The following is a 22690-nucleotide window of genomic DNA, read 5'->3' as shown; positions in this document are numbered from 1 at the left end:
TTGATGGCAGGGCGGGGCGACGACTGCCCGGTGCCCTGGAATCTCGCCTTGTTCTCGATGGCGCGCAGGGGGAATCGCTGATGGCGCAACGCTTCTTCGATGCGCACGTCTACGTGCGCGCACAGCCCCGCGACGGTGCCAAACGGTGATGTCTTGACCGTCAACGGCACCACGCCGGACACCATCCCGGGAACCTTCAGGGCCTCGGGACGCACCCTTCGACTGACCGGAAAGTCGAGTACGACCTCGGCTCCCCCGATCTCGGCGTGTACCAGCAACGCATAGGCGGCGGTGATCACCGACGCACGGCGCACCCCCAAGGATTTCGCCAGTTCGCGGGCCCCGGCGACGACGCAGGGATTCAGCAGGACCGGTGCAGAAGGCTCATACTCGCGGGCGTGGTTTGCGACTCCGGGTCCGGGGTGATGACGAGGTTCGTTCTCCGGCGGAGCGTTCTCGGCCCAGTAAGCCTGATCCTCGAGGTAATCGTCGGTAGCCTCGTAGTCTGACTCGCAATCGACGAGACTCTTCAACGACCCGAAGATCGCGGGTGGATTCGGCGCGTCGGTGACGATTGCTGTGTAAACAGCGGCAATCCGGTGGCAGACGAGGCCCATCCCGATTCCGTCGATCGCGATGTGGTGGCAGCACACAAAAAAGTAAAACTCGTCGGCACGGGTCTGCAGCAGCGCGAACTTGAACAGTGGCCCGCTGAGCGGCATCGGTGCTTGTCGGATCGATGACGCTACCCGATAGACATCCTGCACCGGAGCCGGCGAATCCGTCAGGTCGTATCGGACGAGTTCGACGTCCGGGTAGTCGGCGACGGTTTGGAAGACCCGGCCATCTACTTCGGTGAAAGTTGCTCTGAGCGGCTCGGCTTCACGCAGGACGTGACGGATCGCCCGTTCGAGCTGGGCGGGCTCGATGACGCCGTCGATCCGCGCAAGCATGCCCAGCTGCCACTTGGCGCCGGCGAGTCCGGTCTCCTCGGACAGCCAAATATCCAGTTGGCCCCGGGTGAGCGGAAGTGGCGCATGCTCACTTCCAGACGTTCCAGTCGGTGGCCTACTGATCAACAGTCTGACCCTGTGCCAACCTCTCGCGGAGACTCTTCGGCCGAATGTCAGGCCAGTGTTGCTCGATGTAGTCCAGACAGGCGGCACGGTCCGCCTCGCCGAAGACCACCCGCCAGCCGACCGGAACGTCGGCGAAGACGGGCCACAAGCTGTGTTGCTCCTCGTCGTTGATCAAGACAAAGAAACTGCCGTTGTCGTCGTCGAATGGATTGATGCTCACCGGTTCTCCCGACCATCGAGGCGAGTCAAATGGAACACGTTCTAAACGTAGCTCACACGGACGGTGACGCAGCGGGTTTTAGGAAAATCGTCAATATTTGCTGTTCTCCAACCGGTGGACGACGTCCATCGCGTCGCCGACCGCAACAGCCACCGTTAACATGGCGAATTAGCCACCAACGCTGGGCTTACGACATGTAGTTCACTCGCCGATGCAGCCACCACCAGGCGTTGCGATGTCATTACCAATCGATCAAAAGTTTGCTGATTGCGAGACTTGTTCCAGGGCCCGGTCAGCTGGTCCATACCGCAGGCGCCGCTACGGCCCGTCGGCAAGACAAATTCATCCGATCAACAGATGCTGAGCACCAGCACAGCTTGGCGCCATCGTGCGCGCCTGGACGATGCCCTCATCGATTCATCCCGCGCGGCTGACCGCGAACCTCACCGGCGCACCTGGGCAACGCGTGGCGTCTCTGCCGAATTCGCCCCGTACCCCACCCAAGACTCGTACCGTTGAGATTTACCGTTGAGCCCGGAGCTGCGACCGTGGATCGACCGGGGCAGGCGCTCCCCGCGACCGGCACTCATATTCTCGGTGGCAGCTCGTGGCCGTCATGTTTGCGCATGAACCGACTAGCAGCTAGGGATCACCCAAAAGTGAGCGATACCGCGAAAACCGCACTGCCGCCTGGACCTCCACTTCCCATGGTGGTGCAGTCCGCATTGATGGCCAGTTACGGTCTACGCTTCCTGACCGGATGTCAGCGCCGCTACGGCAACGTGTTCACGCTGCGCATCCCGCTGTCGGGAACCGTGGTGTACCTTGCCGATCCCGCCGACATCAAGACCGTGTACGCCGGCGACCCTCGGGTCTACCACTCCGGCGAAGCCCATTGGTTCTTTCGTGGCCTTCTCGGCGACAGCTCGTTGTTCGTCCTCGACGGCGACGAGCACCACACGCTGCGTCGACTGACGATGCCGGCATTCCACCGCGACGCGGTGGCACGCCAGGCCGCTCAAATGTCGGAGATCTCAGCCGCCAACATCGCCTCCTGGCCGGTCGGCAAGAGTTTCCCGGTGGCCCCCAAGACCACCGAGATCACGCTGGAGGTGATCCTGCGGACGGTCATCGGCGCCAGCGACCCGGCTCGGCTGGCCGCGCTGCGTCGAGTCATCCCCCGGCTTCTGTACATGAAATCGTGGGAAACACCAGCGATTACGAAACCAAGCCTGCGGCGTCACCACCCGTGGCGAGGTGTGGCCCGCCGCTTCGAGGAAGCCGACGAACTGCTGTTCGCCGAGATCGCCGATCGTCGGGCGGACCCGAACCTGGACGAACGCACCGACGTGCTGGCAATGCTGGTCCGGGCGACGGGAGACGACGGTCGCACCCTGTCCGACAGCGAGTTGCGCGACCAGCTCCTGACGGCGATCGCGGCCGGGCACGAGACCACCGCCACGGCACTGTCGTGGGCGCTCGAGCGGCTTACCCGCCATCCGGCCGCGCTTGCCAAGGCAGTGCGAGCCGCGGATGCCAGCGCCGCCGGCGATGCGGCCGGAAACGAATACCTCGATGCGGTGATCAAGGAGACGCTGCGGATCCGTCCCGTGTTGTTCAGCTCCGGCCGGATTCTCAAGGAGCCGACCGAGATCGGCGGCTACCTGCTGCCGGCGGGAGTGATGGTGGACCCGGCGATCGGACTGGTCCATGCGAGCGCCGACGTGTATCCGGACCCGGATCGGTTCGACCCGGACCGCATGCTCGGCGCCTCCCTGAGCCCGACCACCTGGCTGCCGTTCGGCGGCGGAAACCGACGGTGCCTCGGTGCCACGTTCGCGATGGTCGAGATTCGGCTGGTGTTACGGGAGATTCTGTGCCGGGTCGAGTTGAGCACCACCACGGCGCCGGACGAGAAGCAGCGGGCAAAGCACGTCACCTTCGTGCCACATCGCGGCGGCATGATCCACATCAGGGCCACCAGGAACGTCGTGGCGACCGCCCCGGTTCCGTAGGAATGCCCCGCCAGCGGCAGCACACCGACTCGTCCCAGCCATAGAAGGCCACGACACCGGAAACGGCCTCGGTCAGCGTCGACCGAGGCCGGCATACTTCTCCACGAGGTCGGCGGCGACCATCACGCTGTCGGCCGCCTTGGTCATTTGGCCGGCGATCTCACGGGCGCGCGCGGCGTAGTCCGGGGCGAGGACCGTGCGCAGGTCGGCGACCAAGGTTTTCTCGGTGGTGCCCGAAAACCGCCGGGCTGTTCCCACTTTGAGTCGTTTCACCCGCCTTCCCCAGAGCGTCTGATCGAGGTCGGTCGACAGAATCACGGCGGGAACACCGGCGCGCAGGCCCGCGGCCGTGGTGCCCAGCCCACCGTGGTGCACGACCGCGCGGCAGGCCGGAAACGCGGTCGAGTAGTTCATCGCGCCCACGACCTTGACGTGCCCGGATCGCGGGACATCGCTCAGGTCGGTTCCGGCCGCACACACCAGCGCCCGCTCGCCAAGCTCAGCGCAGGCGGAGTCAATCATGGCCAGCGTCTTGGCGCCGGACTCCATCGGCAAGCTGCCGAAGCCGAAGAAGATCGGTGGTGTACCTGCGGCAATCCACGCGGCAACCTCGTCATCGGAATCTCCGGGCAAGTCCATTGTCAAGGCCCCGACAAAGGGCCTTTGTTCAGACCATTGCGCCCATTCGGCGGACAATCCGGGAAAGCAGACCTCGTCATATCCCTGGATCTCCAGGCAGCCACGGCGCGTGAGCCGCCACGGCGAGGGCGACGTCGCCTTCGGCAGTGCCAGTTGACCACGCTGTACGCCCTCGACTTTCTTCGCGTTGCGCCAGGCCACCCACTCGGATGCCTTCATCGCGGACCGCCCCAGCGGCGCCGGTAGGAACGGAACGAACTGTCCATTGGCCCGCAAGGGGAACAGGTGCAGCGTGGCCAGCGGAATGTCGTAATACTCGGCGACGTTGCCCGCGGCGTCCTCGAAGTTCACACCGGTGAACAGGAGATCGGCCCCCTCACCCAGCGACGTCAGGGTCGCGATGATGTCCTTCCAGCACTGGAGAAACGGTTCGACGACCTCGCGCCGCAACTCGACCAGTTCGCGGATCTTCCAAAAATTGCGGAAGAAGTGCGTCCAGAAATCGCGGTGGGCGTCGAGCACGGACTGTAGATCCGGGCCGTACGGGACCGCGGACGGCCCGGCCGCCTCGGCGAAGGAGACCAGGTCGGGCGGGACGGCCATATGGACCTCGTGTCCGCGCTCCAGTAGCTCGCGGCCCACGGCGACGCACGGCTCGATGTCACCGCGTGTTCCGTAGCTCGCCAGGACGAACTTCATCGCAGATTCTCGCCTCTGACTTCCTTGCACGAGCCAAATCACAGCGGCCGCGGCGCAGCCGAAGCTCAACTGCTCGGCAGCATAACGCGATACGTGCACCGCTGACGCGAGATCCGGAAGTTCGGCACAACGGTCGGATTCCCCTGTATGGCACTGTGTCCCACCGCACGCTACTTGCGCCAGAGCACGGCCGTCCCGTCGATGTCGACAATGTCTGCGGTGATCCCGTGCTCGGCCCGGTAGTCGGTCACCGCCTCCCGGCATGGCTTGAGATCGTGATAGTCGTCGATGATGCAGAAGCCGCCCGTCGAGAGCCGTGGGTACAGCGCTTCGAGCGCCTGGATCGTGGATTCGTACAGATCGCCGTCGATCCGCAGGACCGCGATCCGATCGATCGGCGCATCGTGCAGCGTGTCCTTGAACCAGCCCGGAAGAAAACGGACCTGGTCATCGAGCAGTCCGTAGCGCCGGAAGTTCGCCCTGACCTCGGTCTCGGACACGCCCAGGATGCCGGCGAGGCTCTGCGTCCGGAGCCCCTTGTCTGCCTTGTAGTTCTCCGGATCCGCCGGAGGCAGGCCCTCGAACGAATCCGCCACCCAGACACTTCGCGTCTGGTCGCCGTACGCCGCCAGGACGGCCCGCATCAGGATGCAGGCCCCGCCGCGCCACACTCCGCATTCGATCAGGTCGCCGGGGACGTCTTCGGCCAGCACCGTCTCGACACACTGCTGCAGACTGGTGAGTCGCTGCATTCCGATCATCGTCTCGGCCTCCGCCGGCCAATCGATGCCCAAGTCCCGCTTGTGCCGAACCAGCGTGCTGCGGCTGTCGTTCGGAGTGGTGCGTGCGAGTCGATGCGCCCCGCCGCGAACCATCATTCGATTGAGGGTCTTGAAGTAGAGACGTCGCCGCAGGGTCCATTGCGCGGGCATCCGCTCGGGCATCCCATACCTGGTCAGATTTCTTCGGATCAGGTCGAGGTAGAGAGATCGAACGTCGAGATCGGTCACGTGAATGGGCCCCCGGGGTGCGGATATCCAGCTGGTTTCGATGGCTTGGTTCGATGACTGTAGCCGCGACCAGGTGCGCATTCGGCCCGGTTTGGTTGATTGGGCGCCGGAGGTGGGGGCGGCCCAGCCGAGCCACATGTCTGAACTTGCCGGCGAAAACGACTGCAGTTCTGCGTGTTCCCCGCGCATGGATGGAGGCCAGGCTGGCGAACCGGTTCAGACCGGCCGTTGCACAAGGCAACAACCGGCATGCCCGGCGATTCACCTCGGCGGCGCCACCCGACGCCTCACATCGCGCGCAGGACAAACCCGGTCTGATCGCCGCGACCCAGCCGGTTGAGCCGGACGGCGCGTTTCTCCCACTCCCACAGCTGCTTGGGCCCGAACATTCGAAGGATCTTCGGGTCTGTCACCGGGACGTCGCGCCGATAGGCTTCGCTGCCGAGAAACTGACCCAAATTCGAATCGTCGAACGTCCGCTCCACGCGCAGTCCGGCCTTCGCGGCGGCCGCCGCCATTCCTTGTCGCGAAGGGATGACCATGTGCCGGGGTGCATCGGCTTGTACCCAATCCGCCTCGTAGGTGGCCCAGGCCTCTGACGACGTCGTCGGCACCCGGGCCAGGCACATGCCTCCCTCCGCGAGTTTCTCGTACGCCGCCTTGAGGGTCGAGACCGGATCAGGAACATGCTCGAGAGAATGGTTGAACATGATGAGATCGAATTCGCCGGGCACACCGCTCAAATCACGCTTCATCAGCGGCACACCCTCGGCGGATTCGCCGTCGGCGTCGATGAACGGATCCGCCCCACGCAAATTGTTGAAACCAATCCTGGTCAATCTGTCGAGCAATCCGCCGGTACCGCACCCCACGTCGAGGATTCGCGCATCATGCTCAATATTGAGCTCGGCGAGCATTCTGATGACGTCACCGCCGAGAAGCACGCGGAAGATTCCCTCAGACACCCGGGCCCTGATTATGGCACCGAGCACCCGACCGCCCCCACGCAGCTTGAACTCGTCATGGTGGGTCACCAGCCACCGGAATACGCCCGGCTCAGCTGACGCGCTGTGCGAGTAGTAATTTGGCGGATAATGGCGCAGTAGTTCCTCGCCCTCGAGTGCTGTGTGAATCTGCAACGTTTCGCATTCGTCGCAACAAAAGTATTCAAAAGATTCGCGGGTGCCGAACATCATCTCACGAACTTCAATTGTCCGGTGGGGACCAGTCGATCCGCAAAGTCGGCAATCTGTGGTAACCGCGTTCACTCGACCATCCTCAGGGAACTCGACGCAACCGAGAAAGCATACCGGCGCGGTCGGTCGCCCGTGCCGAAACCGCCTGAGCCACCACAGCGGTTGGGTGAGCGAACTTCTCACGGGCAGGCCGACTTTGGCCGCCCACGCCCGCAAACTCACAGCAACCTAGGCGCCAAAATCGCTGACAGCCAACAGCAACCCGGTAGTGTTTCGGCCGTGTGGGGTTCGGTGCTTGCTCTGGGAATTCTGGTCGGGCTCGATCCCATGCGCCTCGGCATCACCCTGCTCGTGATCTCGAGGCCGCGGCCGGTACAGAATCTGCTCGCCTTCGGGGCCGGCTGCGTAACCGCGTGCATTCCCACATTGGTGATTCCGCTGACCTTGCTGCACCGCACGCCCATGTTCAAGACCACAGCGGAATCCTGGGCCAAGAGCTCGACCGGCGGTTATATTCAAATCGGCATGGGTCTGCTCGCGCTGACGACTGCCACGGCATTGACCGTGCACTTCTGGGTACGTCAACGGACGAAGGTCGCGGCCGCCGACGGCGGGTCGTCCACGCTGGTCTCGGATTCGAATCCGGAGACTCCGGTCTCGCGGCTGCTGGCCCGCGCACGAGATACGCCGGCCGAGGGCGGATCTGTGTTCCGGCGGTTGCTGAGACGCGGCCACGACGCGTGGGAGAGCGGGTCCCTGTGGGTCTCGTTCGTCATCGGATTCTCGTTCGCCGGCACGCCACCCGACGTGGCGCTGTTCCTGCTCGCGATCGTCGTGGTCTCTGGCGCCGCTGTCGGCACTCAGATCGCCGCCACGATCGCGTTCATCGTCGGGATGCTCGCGGTAGTCGAGATAGTCCTGGTCAGCTATCTCGTTGCACCCTCGAAGACCGAATCGACACTGCAAAGGCTGCACGATTGGGCGTGGACCCACCATCGGAAGATCTTGGTAGCCATGTGCGTGCTCGCCGGTGTCATGCTGATCGCCAAGGGCCTGAACAGCATCTGACGGACTAGACGCCACTGCCCTCGGGTTGCCGGTGCCGTGTCGATCGACTAGCGACCGCCACCGTGGGCCCGAGCCCTCGCCGGCTCCGGAACTCGACGGTGATCGACGGGTCGGCATGACGACCCAATGCGCGCAGCGCGGCCGGGCTGTAGGCGCGCAGCGAACTGATGAATCCATCGTGCTGCAGCGGCGAGATCCTGATGAGGGGCAGCACCGCCGCCAGTAACACGATGTGAAGCGGCGCCGGGGGCCGCGGAAGGTCGACTATCAGGAGCTTCTTCGCTGCGCGGGTGCCCGCCGCGAATACCCGGGCGGCGAGCTCAGGAGGCAGGTGGTGCAAAGACAACGCGAACACCGCGAGGTCGTAAGAGCCTGGGGGTACGTCGATTTCGGTGGCGTCCATTTCGCGCACGGTGGCCCGGGGGTGACTGCCGAGATCGCCGGCGGCCATACCCGCGACGAAGGCCGGCTCGATATCGGTCACGGTCACCTGGGCGGTGGGATGCTTCTCGAGCAGCTTTCGCGACAATCCCCCGAGGCCGGCGCCGAGTTCGAGGATCCTCGGAGCGGGCACATCGGCCACCTCACGAAGCACCATCTGGACGCATTTGTCATGAATACCGATCCCCCGGCGCCGGCCGGCGCGGTCGAGTGAATCCATGACCTTGTGCTTCAGATCATCGACATCGTCGCGATCCAGGTACTCCAATCGGTCGGTCTGTAATCGACGGTCCAGCCAGGAGGCGTCCGGCCCGCCCCGGGGCATGGTTGCTATATCGCGGATTCTGCTGTCCACGCACAACATCATGGATCATCTCGGTCGCGAACCGGGCCGAAGCCGCAAAGTCATCGACATGCGCCCAACTCTGGTTGGCTACAACGTCGCAGCGGTCAGAAATCCAGGAGCTTCGGACGCGGCGACACCTGCTTGAGGGAGGCGAACTTCTCCAGCAGATCCGCGGTGGTCACGACGCTTTCGGCAGGATTGGTCATCCGGGTGGCCAACTCGCGGGCACGTGCAGCGTACAGCGGCTCGAGAACGGTGCGCAGATCATCGATCATCGACTTCTGGGTGGTGGCCGAAAGCCTCCGCGCGGTACCGACTTTCATCTGCTTGACCCGGGCTCCCCACAGCGTCTGGTCGAGGTCGGTGGACAGGACCAATGTGGGCTTGCCTGCGCGTAAACCCGCGGCCGTGGTCCCGGCACCACCGTGATGTACCACCGCGCGGCATGCGGGGAAGGTGGCTGCGTAATTCAAGGTGTCGACGACCTTGACGTGATCGGAATGTGCGATGTTGGTGAAATCGCTGGAGCCGGCGCATACCAGCGCGCGTTCGCCCAACTCGGCGCATGCCGCGCTGATCATCGCCAACATGTCAGCCCCCGAGTCGACCGGCATACTGCCGAATCCGAAACAGATCGGCGGTGATCCGGCGGAAATCCACGTGGCGACCTCGTCGTCGGTATCGGTCGGCAACTCCATCGTGAGCGCACCGACGAATGGCCTGTTGCCCTCCCATCGTGCCCACTCCTGCGCCAGCCCGGGAAAGAACACCTCGTCGTAGGCCTGGATTTCCAGCGAACCGCGTTCTGCCACCCGCCATGCCGACGGGCCAGTGGACTTCGGCAGGCCGAGCTCACGGCGCTGCGGATCCTCGAGCCGCTTCATCATCGGCCAACTCAGCCATTCGGAGGCCCTCATCATCGGGCGAGCCAAGCCGGCCGGTAGTGCCGGGACGAGTTGACCGTTGGGCCGCATCGGGAAAACGTGCAGCATGGCGAACGGGATGTCGCAAGCCTCCGCGACGTTGCCTGCGGCCTCCTCGCCGATCACACCGGTGAACAGCAGATCTGCCCCCTCCGACAACGACATCAACGTCCGGCTGACCTCTTGCCAGTACTGGTCGAAAAGGTGCCATTCTTCGCGCAGCAATCCGGCCAGATCCCGAACCCGCCAGAAGTTCCGCCAGAATTGCCGCAGGAACCGGGACCAGAAGTCTCGGTTCAGGTCTTGCCACACCCGCACATCGGGACCGCACGGTATGGCCACGGGACCGGCCGCCTCGACGAACTCGACCAAGTCGGGCGATACGGCCATCCGCACTTCGTGCCCGCGGCGCAGCAACTCGCGGCCGACCGCAACTCCTGGCTCGACATCACCACGAGTCCCATAGAACGCCAGCACAAATTTCATCGCGGAGACCTCTAACCTTTCAGTTGCCACGCCCGTGAGCTGCCCGAGGCAGTGGCCATTATCCCCATCCCCGGTCAGTTGCGGTCCAAAACCGGCGAGGTGAATCCGGAAGCAACTGGGCATGTTTCGGGTGGGATCACGCCATCCGGGGTCGCTTTCCGGCGCCCGTACCGGCCGGCTGCCACTTTGCCGGCGGGTGCGGCCAGATCAAGATCGATCAGGGTTGCGAATGACCCAAAATAAATTTACGTAGCCGGTAGTGTTCCGGGCCGTGTGGGGTTCACTACTCGGGATGGCGACTCTGATGGCGTTCAATCCCGCGCTGCTGGCCCTCATCCTGCTGGTGATCTCGCGCCCAAGACCGGTACACAACTTGCTCGTCTGTTGGATCGGCGCACTCATCACCAATATCCCGGCGCTGCTGGTCCCGGTGATGTTGCTGCACCGGGCTCCCCTGTTCAGTCCCGAAGCCCCGGCGGCCAGTGCCGCGACCCGGCACATACAACTCGGTCTGGGTGTGCTGGTCCTGACCGTCGCCGGGTTGATCGCCGTACGGTTCTGGTTGCGCCGGCGATCCCGGGTACCGGCACCGAGCACGGCCGCGTCCACCAACGCGCCGGAATCAGCAGGGTCGGGGCCCATCTCGTCGCCGTTCGTCGGCGTGGCCGAGTCAGCAGAAGGCGGATCCGCGATTCGCCGCCTGTTCGGCCGTCTGCAACGAGCCTGGGACAGTGGCGCATTGTGGGTCGCGCTGGTGTGCGGCATGGGCTTTCTGCCCGGATTCCCTCTCGTCCTGTTCGTGGCGACCACGGTCGTGTCCTCCGGAGCCAGCACCAGCACACAGATCGTCGCCGTGATCCTGTTCGTCGTCGCGATGTTCACGGTTTTCGAGGTGGCCGTCGTGAGCCATCTGATCGCACCGGCGCGGACCCAGGCCGTGCTCCAACCCGTGCACGACTGGGCGCTGGCCAACCGTCGCCAAGTGATGATCGGCATCTTCGTGATGATCGGGTTGTTGCAGATAGTAAAAGGGTTGGGCGTCATCTGACGTCGCACGCCGACGCGATGGGTGCCGGTCATCGCCTGGATTTGGCGAAGCGTTCCAGCAGGTCCGCCGTGTTGGCAACGCTGTCTTCGGGTTTGGTCATCTGGGTGGCTACCTCGCGGGCCCGGGCAAGGTATCTCGGTTCGAGAATCGTGCGTAGGTCGGCGACCAGCCTTTCGCTGGTCGCTGCCGAGATGCGCCGTCCGAAACCAACTTTCAGCCGTTTCACGCGGGCCGCCCAGAGCGCCTGATCGAGCGCGGTCCAGAACACCAGCATGGGTACGCCGGCGCGCAGACCCGCGGACATGGTACCCATGCCGCCGTGATGTACCAGCGCGCGGCAGGCCGGAAACACCGCCGCGAAATTCATCGTGTCCACGACCTTCACCCGATCGGATGCGACTGTCTGGCTGAAGTCGCTCGACCCGGCACACACCAACGCCCGCTCGCCGAGCTGCTCGCAGGCCGCCTCGATCATCGCGAGGGTGTCAGCGGGTGACTTGACCGGAGTACTGCCGAAGCTGAAGAAGATGGGCGGCGGGCCGGCGGCGATCCAGGTCGCGACCTCGTCATCGGCCTCGGTTGTCAATTCCATCGTCAGCGCGCCGACGAAAGGCCGCTGGTTCTCCCACTTCGCCCATTCGGCGGCCAATCCGGGAAAGCAAACCTGGTCGTAGGCCTGCACTTCCAGTGAGCCCCGTTTGGTGATCCGACGTGGCGAGGAGCGGGTGGCCTTCGGCAGGCCCAGCTGACGGCGCTGCGCGTCGTCGAACTTCTTCACCCCGCGCCAGTTTGCCCATTCGTAGAGCATCAGTGTGTAGCGGCCCAACGACGGCGGCAGGAACGCCAACATCCGGCCGTTGGGCCGCACCGGCGAGACGTGCACCGTCGCCAACGGAATGCCGTAATGTTCAGCCACATTCAGCGCCGGCGGCTCGAAATTCAGAAAGGTGATCAGCAGGTCGGCGCCGTCGGCCAACGACGTCAGCGTCGCCGTGATCTCCTCCCAGAACCGGACGACCGACTCCCCGATCTCACGCATCTCACGGACCAGCTCGATCAGTTTCCCGATCTTCCAGAAGTTCGCGAAGAACCGGATCCAGAAGTCGCGGTGCGCATCCGACCATACCGCCGTGTCCGGCCCGTACGGCACCGTCGCAAGCCCCGCGGCCTCAGCGAATCCGACCAGATCAGGCGGCACCGCCAAGCGCACATCGTGCCCGCGGCGCTGCAACTCCCGGCCGACCGCAACGCAGGGCTCGACATCGCCGCGAGTCCCATAGCTCGCCAGCACCAACTTCATAGCGCTTCTTCCGACATGAGATCACCACTCGACCTGATGCGAACACGTTGTAGCACCGGCTGTTCGGGGTCGAACGGTAAGGCTACCCAGCGTTCTACGCGAGCGTCAGTGAATCTCGCCAGTAAGCCCGAATTCGGCCAGTGTGCGCGCAGCCAGTTCACGTAACGCACCTGTGGTGTTCTCGGCGCCCGGTTGATAAGCGCCGATGCTGATGAAGATCTTGCCGCTCAATCGCCCAGACAGGATGACGGCGCGACCACCGGTTCGGTCGAGGAGCTGTCGCGATTCTCGTTGCCCGGTCGTACGAGCATTGGCGTACGGCGCCGGGGTGCCATCGGCCTGGCTGATCAGCGAGCTCAGATCGCCGAGGTAGGAAGAGAATATCGGTTGGTCGGGGTCGGCCGGGGCCCTGGCGACCATCTGTTTCAGCATGCGCTTCGGCACGAAGGACGGCAGCCAAAGGAGCTGTTTGGTCTCATCCGGTGTCTCTTTCAAGCTGCTCAGCGTCTGTTTGACCGCGGCCCGGACTTCGCTCAGATCCGTTGTGGCCTGGGCCGGGTCGACGGTGACCCGGGCGTACGACAAGGCCATCGCCCGGGTGTCGTCGACCGAGGTGCGGTCGCTGATCGGAATCTGGAGGGTGACGGCGCCGTCCGATGCGCGGGCCCGGCCCAACCGCTCGCCGAACTTGGCGGCGAAGGCCGCGGCAAGGGTGTGACTCGCTCCGCCGAGTGCTTCTGCTCGCGCGTCCCAGTCATCGAGGCTCACGTAGATCGTCAAGGCCGGTACCAGGACGACATCATCGGCGCCGTCATCCGGCGGCCGCTTCGGCGAGCGGTGAGCGGTGGTGGTGGTGGTGCGAGCCTGCTTCCTGGCCGACCTCACCGCGGCGACAAGCGCCCGGGCGACGTCCGGCACGTCCCGCGCAGTCTGTCGGGCATCCTCTCCCAGCGCCCGAAGACCCGTGCGCGACAGCGGTGCAGGGTATCCGAGCTCACGCGTTTTACCCAGCACCCCTTCGACTATGACGAGAGCGAGCCCGAGTCCGTCGATCAAATTGTGTGAAAGGACGAGACTCACGGCGGTGTGGCCGTCATCGAGCGGAAGTACCCCGATGTGCCAGCCCGGACCGGTTTCGGCATTGACGTGACGTTGCGACCGCTCGTGGACCCACGTACTGAGTTCGCCGCGAGGACGGACCGATTCGGCCACCTCGATGTCTGCCGGCCCGCGATCTACTACCCACCGGTGCCGGGCGATCGGCAATGCCGGCCGCTCGACGCGGCGACCGAGCAGGCCTTGACCGAGGAAATGGTGGAATCGCCGTAACCCGTCGAGATCGACGGCGCGGTCATAGAGCCAGGTGACCTGTATGACCACATTCATGCCGGCGGCGCGATGCTCGGCCAGCAGGGCCTCATCTGCCAACGCCAGTCGATTGTCCGGTCGCGCAGATCCTTCGGGCGTGCGACGCGTGCTCTCACGCGCGCGACCGACTCGTTGTGCCACCATCAGCCTCTTTCGTCTTCCACCGTGCGCATAGCGGCGTTCGGTTGTCGCGGATGCCGCCGGGGCGGCTCAGGCCCACGTCCCGCGGCGCCGGTGAGCCATCGCGACGGCCTCGTAGCGGAGCTTCAGGATGGACGGCCGGATGAACCGGTTGAGCTTGTGCAAGCGGTTCGAATTCTCGAACACCGCCCGGAACCCCTGTTCTCCCGTGCGGTATGCGGCATATATCCGGTCCAGCAGGGACCGGTCCAGCGGCTCGTCGCGTGCGGCCGCACTCAGGGCGTCGTATACGGCAGAAATCCATTCGGTCCCAAAGGGTTCCGTCACCGGACCGGTGTGTCGCTGGCGGTGGAGGTCCGGGGTGAGGAAGCCGTCGATCGCGTCGTCATCCCGGTTGTCCAGATCGATCCCGAGCGCAACCGAGATCCGTTTCACTTCCCGGCGCCAATCGTCGAGGAGGTTGGCGTACTCGACGAAGACACGGGGCAGTTCGCGGGTGGCTCTCTCGGCCAACAGGTTGAACTTCAGCCACAACGCACTGCCGAGTTCTGGCTCCGTCAGGAAATCCGCAGCACCTGAGGCGATGACTTCCTGTGGTGGGCGCACCATGTTCACCACTGCGATGTCATAGCCGGCCTGACGTGCGGCCTCGAACCACATGTCGGACAACAGCGTTATCTGCAGGTCCTTGATCAGGACGAGCGGGGCATCGGGCAGCGTGGCGAGAAACGCGCCGATCTTGGTGATACAGGCGGCCTTCTGATCGGCATCCAGCGCGCCGTCCTCCTGCAGGCGCAGTGACGGGTCGAACACGGCGCTGCCATAGCGGCGCAAGATGGTGTTGTTGAGATGCAGGGACGCCCGTGGCTCCCAGTACCCACGCGGGTTACGCGGATCTGCACCCGACAACCCCGCCGGGAGAGTGGCGCCGCACAGCGAAAGAACCCGCGTGACCGCCGACGTGCCGGATCGAGGGACCCCCAACACGAACAACGCGACTGGACGGGTCGTGGACCCGCCGTTCCCGACATGACTCACCACGGAAGAATATTCGTTTGTTCGGCACTGTGGCCGCGAATTGCGCTATGCCGCAAATTCTCTTGGCCCTCCGACCCCGCGCCTGCGATTCCTGGGATCAGAAGTTGTTGCAGGTGTTGAAGGCTTGCTCGATGGTGCCGAGGTACGGCTGGAACATCGGAGCGTTCGCCACGTCTTGAGCCGTCCGTGCCCGCTTCTCCGGTGCATCGGTGAGGAACTCACGCAAACCACGCTGCAGTATCGGCGATTGATCGAATGCCATCCGGACCTGGGGGTCTTGCGCATCGAGGGCCGCCACCAGCTGCGGGTACGTGCAGGTGGTGTTGATCGCGGAGTCCAGGTTGGGCCCCGCCGATGCGATGCCGGCCCCAGCGGTCAGCGACAATGCCAGTCCCCCGAGTCCGATGGCCATTCTGGTCAACGACAGACGGAACATATGCAAAATTTCCTCCCTACCATTGCTGCCCGACCCTCCGACTGTAATCGGCCGGGCTCGATCTCACCCGCGCTTTGCGCAGGTCGACCGCGACGCGAAATCAGGTCTCCTGCTTGACCAGTGACCCGGCGGGTGTGGCCACCGGGCCCAGTACCGGGCTCGACGGCCGCTGCCGGACCCGTAGCGGCCACCAGAACCACCGTCCCAGCAGGGCCGCGATGGTCGGCGTCATGAATGCACGTACGACCAGGGTGTCGAACAACAAACCCAACCCGATGGTGGACCCGACCTGCCCGATGATGCGCAGGTCGCTGACCACCATCGACAACATCGTGAACGCGAACACCAGACCGGCGATCGTCACGACCTTGCCGGTGCCGCCCATCGCCCGGATGATGCCGGTGTTGATCCCGGCCCCGATCTCCTCTTTCATCCGCGACACCAACAGCAGGTTGTAATCCGAACCCACCGCCAGCAGCACGATCACCGACATCGCCAGCACCAGCCAGTGCAACTCGATACCGAGAATGTGCTGCCAGACGAGCACCGACAGCCCGAAGGCCGCGCCCAGCGACAGCGCCACCGTACCGACGATCACCAGGGCCGCCACGAAGCTCCGGGTCACCACCAGCATGATGCCGAAAATCAGGCAGAGCGCCGCCACACCCGCGATCAACAGGTCGTACTTGGAGCCGTCCCGCAGATCCTTGTACGTCGCGGCGGTACCGGCGAGGTGGATCGAGGCATTCTCCAGGGGCGTCACCTTGATGGCTTCCTCGGCGGCCATCCGGACGGCATCGACGCGCGAGATACCTTCCGGGGTACCAGGATCACCCCGATGCGTGAGGATCAGCCGTACCGCCTTGCCGTCCGGCGAGAAGAACAGGCTCATCGCGCGCTGGAAGTCCTTGTTCTCGAACACTTCCGGGGGAAGGTAGAAGGAATCGTCGTTCTGGGACGCGTCGTAGATTTTTCCCAGCGCCGTGGCATTGGACGTGGTGTCGTCCATGATGGCGATCATCCCGGACATGGTGCTGTGCATCGTCAGCATCATCGTCCGCATGGATTTCATGATTTCGATCATCGGCGGCAGCTGAGTGACCAGTTGCGCCTGCAGCCCGTCTACCCGTACCAGGTTGTCGAGCAGCTTGTGCATTTGCAGGCTGAGCTTGTCGGTGCCGTCGAGCGCGTCGAACACCGATCGGATCGCGAAGCAAACGGGAATGTTGTAGCAGTGCTTTTCCCAGTAGAGGTAGTTGCGGAGCGGCCGGAAGAAGTCGTCGAAACTCGCCACGGTCGCCATCAGCTGATCGGTGAGTTCGGCTGTCTCGCCGGTCAACTCGACCGTGTTGTGGGTGATCTCACCGATCAACCGCATCAGGTTGTAGGTGCCCTCCATCTGCGTGATCATCCGCTGCATGTCGTCGGCCTGCTTCACCATGCCGTCCATGCGATCTTTGGCGAACGGCATGATCTGAAGCAGGCCCGCGCTCTGCAGACTGATCTGGAACGGGATCGACGTGCGTTCGATCGGAGCGCCCTCCGGCCGGGTGATGCTCTGCACCGTGGCGATTCCCGGAACGGCGAAGACCTGCTTGGCCAGTTTGTGCAGCACCAGGAAATCCGTCGGATTCCGCATGTCGTGATCGGCCTCGAGCATCAATATGTCTGGCGTCATTCGCGATTCGGGAAAATGCCGCTCCGCCGCGGCATACCCCTGATTCGCCGGAATGCCCTGCGGCACGTAAAGGCGGTCGTCGTAGCTGGTCTGATAACCGGGCAGGGCCAGCAATCCGACGAACGCCACGGCGCACGACGCGGCCAGAATCGGCACCGGCCACCGGACCACCGCGGTGCCCACCCCACGCCAGCGCCGGACCATGAGTTTCCGCTTGGGTTCGAACAACCCGAAGCGACCGCCCACCGCAATGACGGCCGGAACCAGCGTCACGGCCACCGCGACGGCGACCGCCATGCCCAGAGCGGAAGGGATACCCATCGTTTCGAAATACGGCAGCCGAGTGAAACTCAGGCAGAACAGGGCACCGGCGATCGTCAGCCCCGACGCCACGACGACCTTGGCCACGCTGCGATACGTGGTGTAGAACGCGGTCTGGCGATCCTCGCCGGCCTGACGCGCCTCGTGATATCGCCCGATGAAGAAAATTCCGTAGTCCGTGCCGACCGCAATCCCGAGCGACACCAGCAGATTGACGGCGAACGTCGACAGTCCGATGACCTCATGATCGCCCAGGAACGCGACCACTCCCCTGGCCGCCTGGACCTGGATCCCGACCATCACGAGCAGGAGAACAACGGTGACGATCGAGCGATATACGAACAGCAGCATCGTGAAGATCACCACCAGGGTGACCACGGTGATCTTCATGATCGAGCTGTCGCCGGCATGGTTCATGTCCGTCACCAGAGGCGCCGGGCCGGTGACGTAGGCCTTCACCCCTGGCGGTGGCGGTGTCCGCTCGACGATGCCCCGGACCGCTTCCACCGATTCATTGGCCAGCGCCTGGCCTTGGTTGCCTGCGAGATTCAACTGCACGTAGGCACTCAGATCGTCGGCGCTCTGAACGCCCGACGCGGTGAGTGAGTCACCCCAGTAATCCTGGACGTGCTGCACATGCGTCGTGTCTGCTCGCAGCTGGCGGATCAGCTCGTCGTAATAGCGGTGAGCGTCCTCACCGAGCGGGGTCTCACCCTCCAGCACGATCATCGCGACGCTGTCGGAATCGGATTCCTTGAACACCTCGCCCATGCGCTGCATCGCCCGGAACGACGGCGCATCCTTGGGAACCAGGGAGACAGAGCTCTCCCGTCCGACTTGTTCCAACGACGGTACGGCGAAGGTGACGACCGCGATGAGCGCCAACCAGCCGAGAATGATGGGCACCGACAGTCGATAGATCGCCCGAGCGATCAACGGTGGCCGATCGCTGGTCTGCCGATTGCTCATGCGGCCTTCACCGCACCGAACGAAGCCGCGTTCATCACCGTCAGCGCTCGTCCCTCGACAGGATGGAACGCACCAGCTGGCCTCGGCCGGCAGGCCGTAATGCACTGAGAGGCCGTGGATGCACCTGCTGCGGCCACCAGAACCAGCGCCCCAGCAGAGCCGCGATCGCCGGGGTCATGAACGCGCGCACCACGAGGGTGTCGAACAACAAACCGACGCCGATGGTGGCACCCAGTTGGCCGATCGTCACGAGGTCGCTGACCACCATCGCCAACATCGTGAACGCGAACACCAGACCTGCGGCCGTCACGACCTTGCCGCTGCCGGCCATCGCCCGGATGATGCCGGTGTTGATCCCGGCCCCGATCTCCTCTTTCATCCGCGACACCAGCAGCAGGTTGTAGTCCGAACCCACTGCCAGCAGCACGATCACCGACATCGCGAGGACAACCCAGTTCAACGGCATGCCGAGGATGTGCTGCCAGATGAGCACCGACAGTCCGAAGGCCGCGCCCAGTGACAGCGCCACCGTGCCGACGATCACCAGGGCCGCCACGAAGCTCCGGGTCACCACCAGCATGATGCCGAAAATCAGGCAGAGCGCGGCGACCGCCGCGATCAGCAGGTCGTAGGTAGACGCCTCCACCAGATCCTTCACCGACGCCGCGGTGCCGGTGACATAGATCGTGGCGTTCTGCAGCGGCGTGCCTTTGAGCGCTTCCTCGGCCGCTGTCTCTATCGGATCGACCAGCGACATGCCCTCGGTCGTCGCGGGATCGCCGCGTTGTGAAATGAGCATGCGCGCGGCCTTCCCGTCCGGAGACAGGAAGATGTCCATGACGCGTTGAAAGTCCTTGTTCTCGAAGACCTCTGGCGGCAGGTAGAAGGAATCGTCGTTTTGCGCCGCGTCGAATGCCTTGCCCATCGCGGTGGCATTGTTGGAGGTTTCCTCCATTTGATCCATGATTCCGGACATGGTGCTGTGCATCGTCAGCATCATGGTTCGGGTGGATTCCATGGTGGAGATCATCACCGGGAATTGAGCGGCCAACTGCGGCAGGATCTCGTCGAGCCGATCGAGATTGGCGACGAGATCGACCATCTTGACCGTTATCTGATCGATGCCGTCGAGCGTGTCGAACACCGACCTGATGGATGAGCAGATCGGAATCGTGTAACAGTGCGGTTCCCAATAGAAGTAATTGCGGATCGGCCTGAAGAAGTCGTCGAAATTGGCGACGTGATCACGCAATTGGTTGGTGGTCTCTTGCAACTCATGGGTATCGGCGACCATTTGGTGAGTGGTGTTGACCATCTCTTCGGTCAGCGCCTGCATCCGCTTCACGATGGCGATCGTTTTCGTCATGTCCTCGGCCTGCACCAGCAGGTCGTCCATGCGATCCTTCTGGAACGGCATCAGGTGCGTCTGCGAGGCGTTGCTCATGCTGAGCATGAACGGAATCGTCGAGTGTTTGAGCGGCTCGCCGCCGGGCCGGGTCGGCGCCTGAACGGTCGAGACACCCGGCACCGCCAGCACACCCTTGGCGAGTTTGTTCAGCACCAGGAAGTCGACCGGGTTCCGCATGTCGTGGTCGGCCTCGATCAGCAGGATGTCCGGCGCCATCATCAGCGACTGCGGGAAATGTCGCGTCGCCGCCGCATACCCGACATTGGCCGGGATGTCTTGCGGGATGTACTGCTGGTCGTTGTAGCTCGGCTTGTACGCGGGAAGGGCCAACAGCCCGATGAGCGAAACCGCGCACGTCGCAATGAGAATGGGGCCGGGCCACCGGACGACCGCCGTGCCGACCCTCCGCCACCGACGCACCGTGATCTTGCGCTTGGGCTCGAACAGACCGAAACGGCTGCCCACCGCGATGACCGCGGGAACGAGCGTGACGGCCACCGCCACGGCGGCAGCCATGCCGACGGCGGTCGGAACGCCGAGAGTCTGGTAGACGGGCAGCCGGGTGAAGTGCAGACAGAGAACCGCGCCGGCGATGGTCAGACCGGAGCCCACCACCACCTTCGCGACGCTGCGGAACGTCGTGTAGAACGCGGTTTCTTTGTCCTCGCCGGCCTGCCGCGCCTCCTGGTAGCGCCCGGTGAAGAAAATGCCGTAATCGGTACCCGCCGCGATCGCGAGCGCGACCAGGAGGTTGACCACGAATGTGGTGATCCCGATGACGCCGAGGCTGCCGAGTAGTGCGACCACCCCTCGGGCGACGGTCAATTCGATGGCGACGACCACCAGCATGAGGACGACCGAGATGACCGACCGATAGACGAGCAACAGCATCACGAAGATCACCGAGAAGGTCAGGGAGGTGACCAGTGCAACCGTTCTGTTGCCGGCGGGCCCCAGATCGGCGGCGAAAGCCGCGGGCCCGGTGACGTATGCCTTGACTCCCGGCGGGGGCGGTATCCGGTCGACGATTGCCCGCATGGCCTCGACGGACTTGATCGCCGAGATGTCTTTGTTGGCGGTGAGGGTCACCTGCACATAGGTGGCCTTGCCGTCGACGCTCTGGGCCGCACCCTGAGTCAGCGGATCGCCCCAGAAATCCTGGACGTGTTGTACGTGGGTGGTATCGGCCTCCAGCTGGCGGACCATCTCGTCGTAGTAGCCGTGTGCGCTGTCGCCGAGGGGTTGCTCGCCCTCCAGCACGATCATCGCGACGGCATTCGAACCGGATTCGCCGAACAGCTCGCCCATGCGCTGCATCGCCTCGAACGACGGTGCCGCGGTGGGGTCCATCGCGACCCCGTGCTCTTTCTCCACCTGCTCGAGCGAGGGCACGGCGACGCTCAAGATGACGGTGACGGCCAGCCACCCCAGGATGATCGGCACCGACAGGGTACGGACCATCCGCGCGATGAAGGGCGGTCGCTTGCTCAGCGGCAACGGCTCCGTTGCGGGTTCGCTGTCCGTGCTCATGCTGCCTTCAGGACACAGAAGGTGAAGGCGCTGACGCCGTGGCGGACCTTCTCGTCCTTGACTTCGTCGCCGACGGTGATACGGCATCCGATGCTGTCAGTGTTGCCCTGTGCGGAGATGTTTCCCATCGCCGTGGCATCGGAGATGGGGAACTCCATCGACCACGGCAGCGGCGCATCCCTGATGAGTTGCGGCTCGGCATCGGCGTCGAAATAGCTGATGGTTGCCATCGTCCCCGGGGGCCCGAACACCTCGTAAACCAGGTGCTTGGGGTCGTGGGGGCGCTTCTCCTCACGTTCTGCACTGGTGTAGGCGGGCCGGGTCTGGCTGCCGAAGACACCGTGCAACCGGGACACGGTGAACCCGCCTGCGACTCCGACCACTACCAGCACCAGCGGAATCCACAGCCGCTTCAGGATCCTGAAAATCGCGAGTTCCTCCGACTGTCTCCGTGCCGACACCGTGCAAGTGTTCAAACATGCATTTGCAGATCGGATGCGAACAATGAGCCACGAATGCGGCTGCATCGCAGACTTGAGCGTGCGCGAAAGCTGCCACAAACATACGGCGCGCCTCGCTGAGCGCACCCGATCCCGAAGAGTAAACCATGCCGGTGCGTCAATATGGCGCAAACGACGTAGATCGTCGGAATCGGTTCAACGCCTTGACAATCACCGCAAAGACCGAGCCGCTGGCACACCACCGAACGCCCTGGACGGCCTGGCAAGAGACGACAAGCTCGGCCCCACGCGCCGCGACCGATTCGCCGGGTGCGACCGGTCGCGAGTAGCGCGGTTAGTGCATTGGACTAGGAACTGCGCCGTTGCTGTGGGCCGGCTGTCGGATGATGATGAATCCATCCAAGCACACGCCGAAGCCGGCCGGCCGGCCGGCCACCCTCACGCACCGGCATGCGGCACGTGACAGCGGATGGTCGCTACGGCAGGAAGCGGGCGATCTGTGGCGACGGCAGGGTCTGCGCGGCCCGAGCCTGCCGGAAGCCCACGACTCCGCCGGCCGCCGTCATCAAGACGATCCCGCCGAGCCCGGGCAGCACGGCGAACAGCAGATCGGTGGTGCTTGCGGTGCGCAGATAGTCGGTGTACCCGAGCCGGAAGGACTCCGGCACGGCGGGAACCGAAAGCGGCTGCGCCGCCGGAGGTGCGGACCGTGGCGGGGTAATGACCGGTGCACTCGGAGCGGCGGGAGGCGCGACCACCGGTGGCGCCGACGGGACGGGGGCCGGAAGCGCCGGCACCGCCGGGACGACCACCGGAGGTGATGCGACAGGAGCCGGTGCGACGGGGCCGACCGGCGCCGCCGGTGCGGCG

Annotated in this window: 17 protein-coding genes and 1 pseudogene; 3 read left to right on the top strand and 15 right to left on the bottom strand. The window is 64.3% G+C overall.

Annotation, left to right across the window (positions count from 1 at the left end; translation table 11 throughout):
- Positions 1-38: 38 nt before the first annotated feature.
- Together BN4332_RS35345 and BN4332_RS04465 are read right to left on the bottom strand one after the other, a co-directional pair.
- Positions 39-1166: pseudogene (locus BN4332_RS35345) on the bottom strand (condensation domain-containing protein); the annotation flags it as partial.
- Entirely contained in the window at positions 1069-1299 is a 231-nt protein-coding gene (locus BN4332_RS04465; RefSeq protein WP_066897360.1) for an MbtH family protein, read from the bottom strand. The gene BN4332_RS04465 and the pseudogene BN4332_RS35345, both read right to left, overlap by 98 nt.
- A gap of 659 nt (positions 1300-1958) precedes the next feature.
- On the opposite strand from BN4332_RS04465, the gene BN4332_RS04460 reads away from it, so the two are divergent.
- Positions 1959-3314 (top strand): cytochrome P450, encoded by a 1356-nt coding sequence (locus tag BN4332_RS04460; protein WP_066897359.1) that lies wholly within the window; start codon positions 1959-1961, stop codon positions 3312-3314.
- Between the two features lie 72 nt (positions 3315-3386).
- Here BN4332_RS04460 and BN4332_RS04455 read toward each other — a convergent pair whose 3' ends face one another.
- The 3 genes from BN4332_RS04455 to BN4332_RS04445 all read right to left on the bottom strand — a co-directional run bounded on the left by BN4332_RS04455 (position 3387) and on the right by BN4332_RS04445 (position 6858).
- On the bottom strand, positions 3387-4652 hold the full coding sequence (locus tag BN4332_RS04455; protein WP_066897358.1) for a glycosyltransferase: 1266 nt from the start codon (positions 4650-4652) through the stop codon (positions 3387-3389).
- 170 nt (positions 4653-4822) lie between these two features.
- Complete coding sequence (locus BN4332_RS04450; RefSeq protein ID WP_066897475.1) at positions 4823-5662, bottom strand: TylF/MycF/NovP-related O-methyltransferase; 840 nt, start codon at positions 5660-5662, stop codon at positions 4823-4825.
- A 287-nt stretch (positions 5663-5949) separates the two neighbouring features.
- Positions 5950-6858 (bottom strand): class I SAM-dependent methyltransferase, encoded by a 909-nt coding sequence (locus BN4332_RS04445; protein WP_084459168.1) that lies wholly within the window; start codon positions 6856-6858, stop codon positions 5950-5952.
- Positions 6859-7137: 279 nt separating this feature from the next.
- Here BN4332_RS04445 and BN4332_RS04440 point away from each other — a divergent pair, with 279 nt between their 5' ends.
- The gene (locus BN4332_RS04440) at positions 7138-7926 is read left to right on the top strand and encodes a GAP family protein (RefSeq protein ID WP_066897356.1); all 789 of its coding nucleotides are present in this window, start codon (positions 7138-7140) and stop codon (positions 7924-7926) included.
- Between the two features lie 4 nt (positions 7927-7930).
- On the opposite strand, the gene BN4332_RS04435 is transcribed toward BN4332_RS04440, so the two are convergent.
- Positions 7931-8731, bottom strand: a complete 801-nt coding sequence (locus tag BN4332_RS04435) for a class I SAM-dependent methyltransferase (RefSeq protein WP_066897474.1) — start codon at positions 8729-8731, stop codon at positions 7931-7933.
- 86 nt (positions 8732-8817) lie between these two features.
- Positions 8818-10122 (bottom strand): glycosyltransferase, encoded by a 1305-nt coding sequence (locus tag BN4332_RS04430; protein ID WP_066897355.1) that lies wholly within the window; start codon positions 10120-10122, stop codon positions 8818-8820.
- A 292-nt stretch (positions 10123-10414) separates the two neighbouring features.
- Here BN4332_RS04430 and BN4332_RS04425 point away from each other — a divergent pair, with 292 nt between their 5' ends.
- Entirely contained in the window at positions 10415-11170 is a 756-nt protein-coding gene (locus BN4332_RS04425; protein ID WP_235654011.1) for a GAP family protein, read from the top strand.
- A 28-nt stretch (positions 11171-11198) separates the two neighbouring features.
- Here the strand turns inward: BN4332_RS04425 and BN4332_RS04420 are convergent, their stop codons facing one another.
- The 8 genes from BN4332_RS04420 to BN4332_RS04385 form a co-directional block, all read right to left on the bottom strand.
- Complete coding sequence (locus tag BN4332_RS04420; RefSeq protein ID WP_066897353.1) at positions 11199-12470, bottom strand: glycosyltransferase; 1272 nt, start codon at positions 12468-12470, stop codon at positions 11199-11201.
- Between the two features lie 105 nt (positions 12471-12575).
- Positions 12576-13982, bottom strand: coding sequence for a hypothetical protein (locus BN4332_RS04415; RefSeq protein ID WP_066897352.1), 1407 nt, complete (start codon positions 13980-13982; stop codon positions 12576-12578).
- Between the two features lie 66 nt (positions 13983-14048).
- On the bottom strand, positions 14049-15020 hold the full coding sequence (locus BN4332_RS04410; protein WP_435405146.1) for a sulfotransferase family protein: 972 nt from the start codon (positions 15018-15020) through the stop codon (positions 14049-14051).
- A 94-nt stretch (positions 15021-15114) separates the two neighbouring features.
- On the bottom strand, positions 15115-15453 hold the full coding sequence (locus BN4332_RS04405; protein ID WP_066897350.1) for a hemophore-related protein: 339 nt from the start codon (positions 15451-15453) through the stop codon (positions 15115-15117).
- A 100-nt stretch (positions 15454-15553) separates the two neighbouring features.
- The gene (locus tag BN4332_RS04400; protein WP_066897349.1) at positions 15554-18421 is read right to left on the bottom strand and encodes an MMPL/RND family transporter; all 2868 of its coding nucleotides are present in this window, start codon (positions 18419-18421) and stop codon (positions 15554-15556) included.
- Between the two features lie 40 nt (positions 18422-18461).
- Positions 18462-21359, bottom strand: a complete 2898-nt coding sequence (locus BN4332_RS04395; protein WP_066897348.1) for an MMPL/RND family transporter — start codon at positions 21357-21359, stop codon at positions 18462-18464.
- On the bottom strand, positions 21356-21766 hold the full coding sequence (locus tag BN4332_RS04390) for an MmpS family transport accessory protein (protein ID WP_084459175.1): 411 nt from the start codon (positions 21764-21766) through the stop codon (positions 21356-21358). Before BN4332_RS04390 ends, BN4332_RS04395 begins: the two co-directional genes overlap by 4 nt.
- Positions 21767-22296: 530 nt before the next feature.
- Positions 22297-22488 (bottom strand): hypothetical protein, encoded by a 192-nt coding sequence (locus BN4332_RS04385; protein WP_066897347.1) that lies wholly within the window; start codon positions 22486-22488, stop codon positions 22297-22299.
- Positions 22489-22690 lie beyond the last annotated feature (202 nt).

This window comes from Mycolicibacterium houstonense, assembly GCF_900078665.2.
Lineage (GTDB): Bacteria > Actinomycetota > Actinomycetes > Mycobacteriales > Mycobacteriaceae > Mycobacterium > Mycobacterium houstonense.
The sequence above is the reverse complement of the archived record's forward strand: the minus strand, read 5'-3'. Positions and strand labels throughout refer to the sequence as shown.

Coding starts and splice junctions, on each gene's coding strand:
- BN4332_RS04395 (WP_066897348.1), bottom strand. CDS start 21,359: ATGAGCACGGACAGCGAACCCGCAACGGAGCCGTTGCCGCTGAGCAAG.
- BN4332_RS04455 (WP_066897358.1), bottom strand. CDS start 4,652: ATGAAGTTCGTCCTGGCGAGCTACGGAACACGCGGTGACATCGAGCCG.
- BN4332_RS04430 (WP_066897355.1), bottom strand. CDS start 10,122: ATGAAATTTGTGCTGGCGTTCTATGGGACTCGTGGTGATGTCGAGCCA.
- BN4332_RS04405 (WP_066897350.1), bottom strand. CDS start 15,453: ATGTTCCGTCTGTCGTTGACCAGAATGGCCATCGGACTCGGGGGACTG.
- BN4332_RS04420 (WP_066897353.1), bottom strand. CDS start 12,470: ATGAAGTTGGTGCTGGCGAGCTATGGGACTCGCGGCGATGTCGAGCCC.
- BN4332_RS04425 (WP_235654011.1), top strand. CDS start 10,415: ATGGCGACTCTGATGGCGTTCAATCCCGCGCTGCTGGCCCTCATCCTG.
- BN4332_RS04445 (WP_084459168.1), bottom strand. CDS start 6,858: ATGATGTTCGGCACCCGCGAATCTTTTGAATACTTTTGTTGCGACGAA.
- BN4332_RS04415 (WP_066897352.1), bottom strand. CDS start 13,982: ATGGTGGCACAACGAGTCGGTCGCGCGCGTGAGAGCACGCGTCGCACG.
- BN4332_RS04435 (WP_066897474.1), bottom strand. CDS start 8,731: ATGTTGTGCGTGGACAGCAGAATCCGCGATATAGCAACCATGCCCCGG.
- BN4332_RS04400 (WP_066897349.1), bottom strand. CDS start 18,421: ATGAGCAATCGGCAGACCAGCGATCGGCCACCGTTGATCGCTCGGGCG.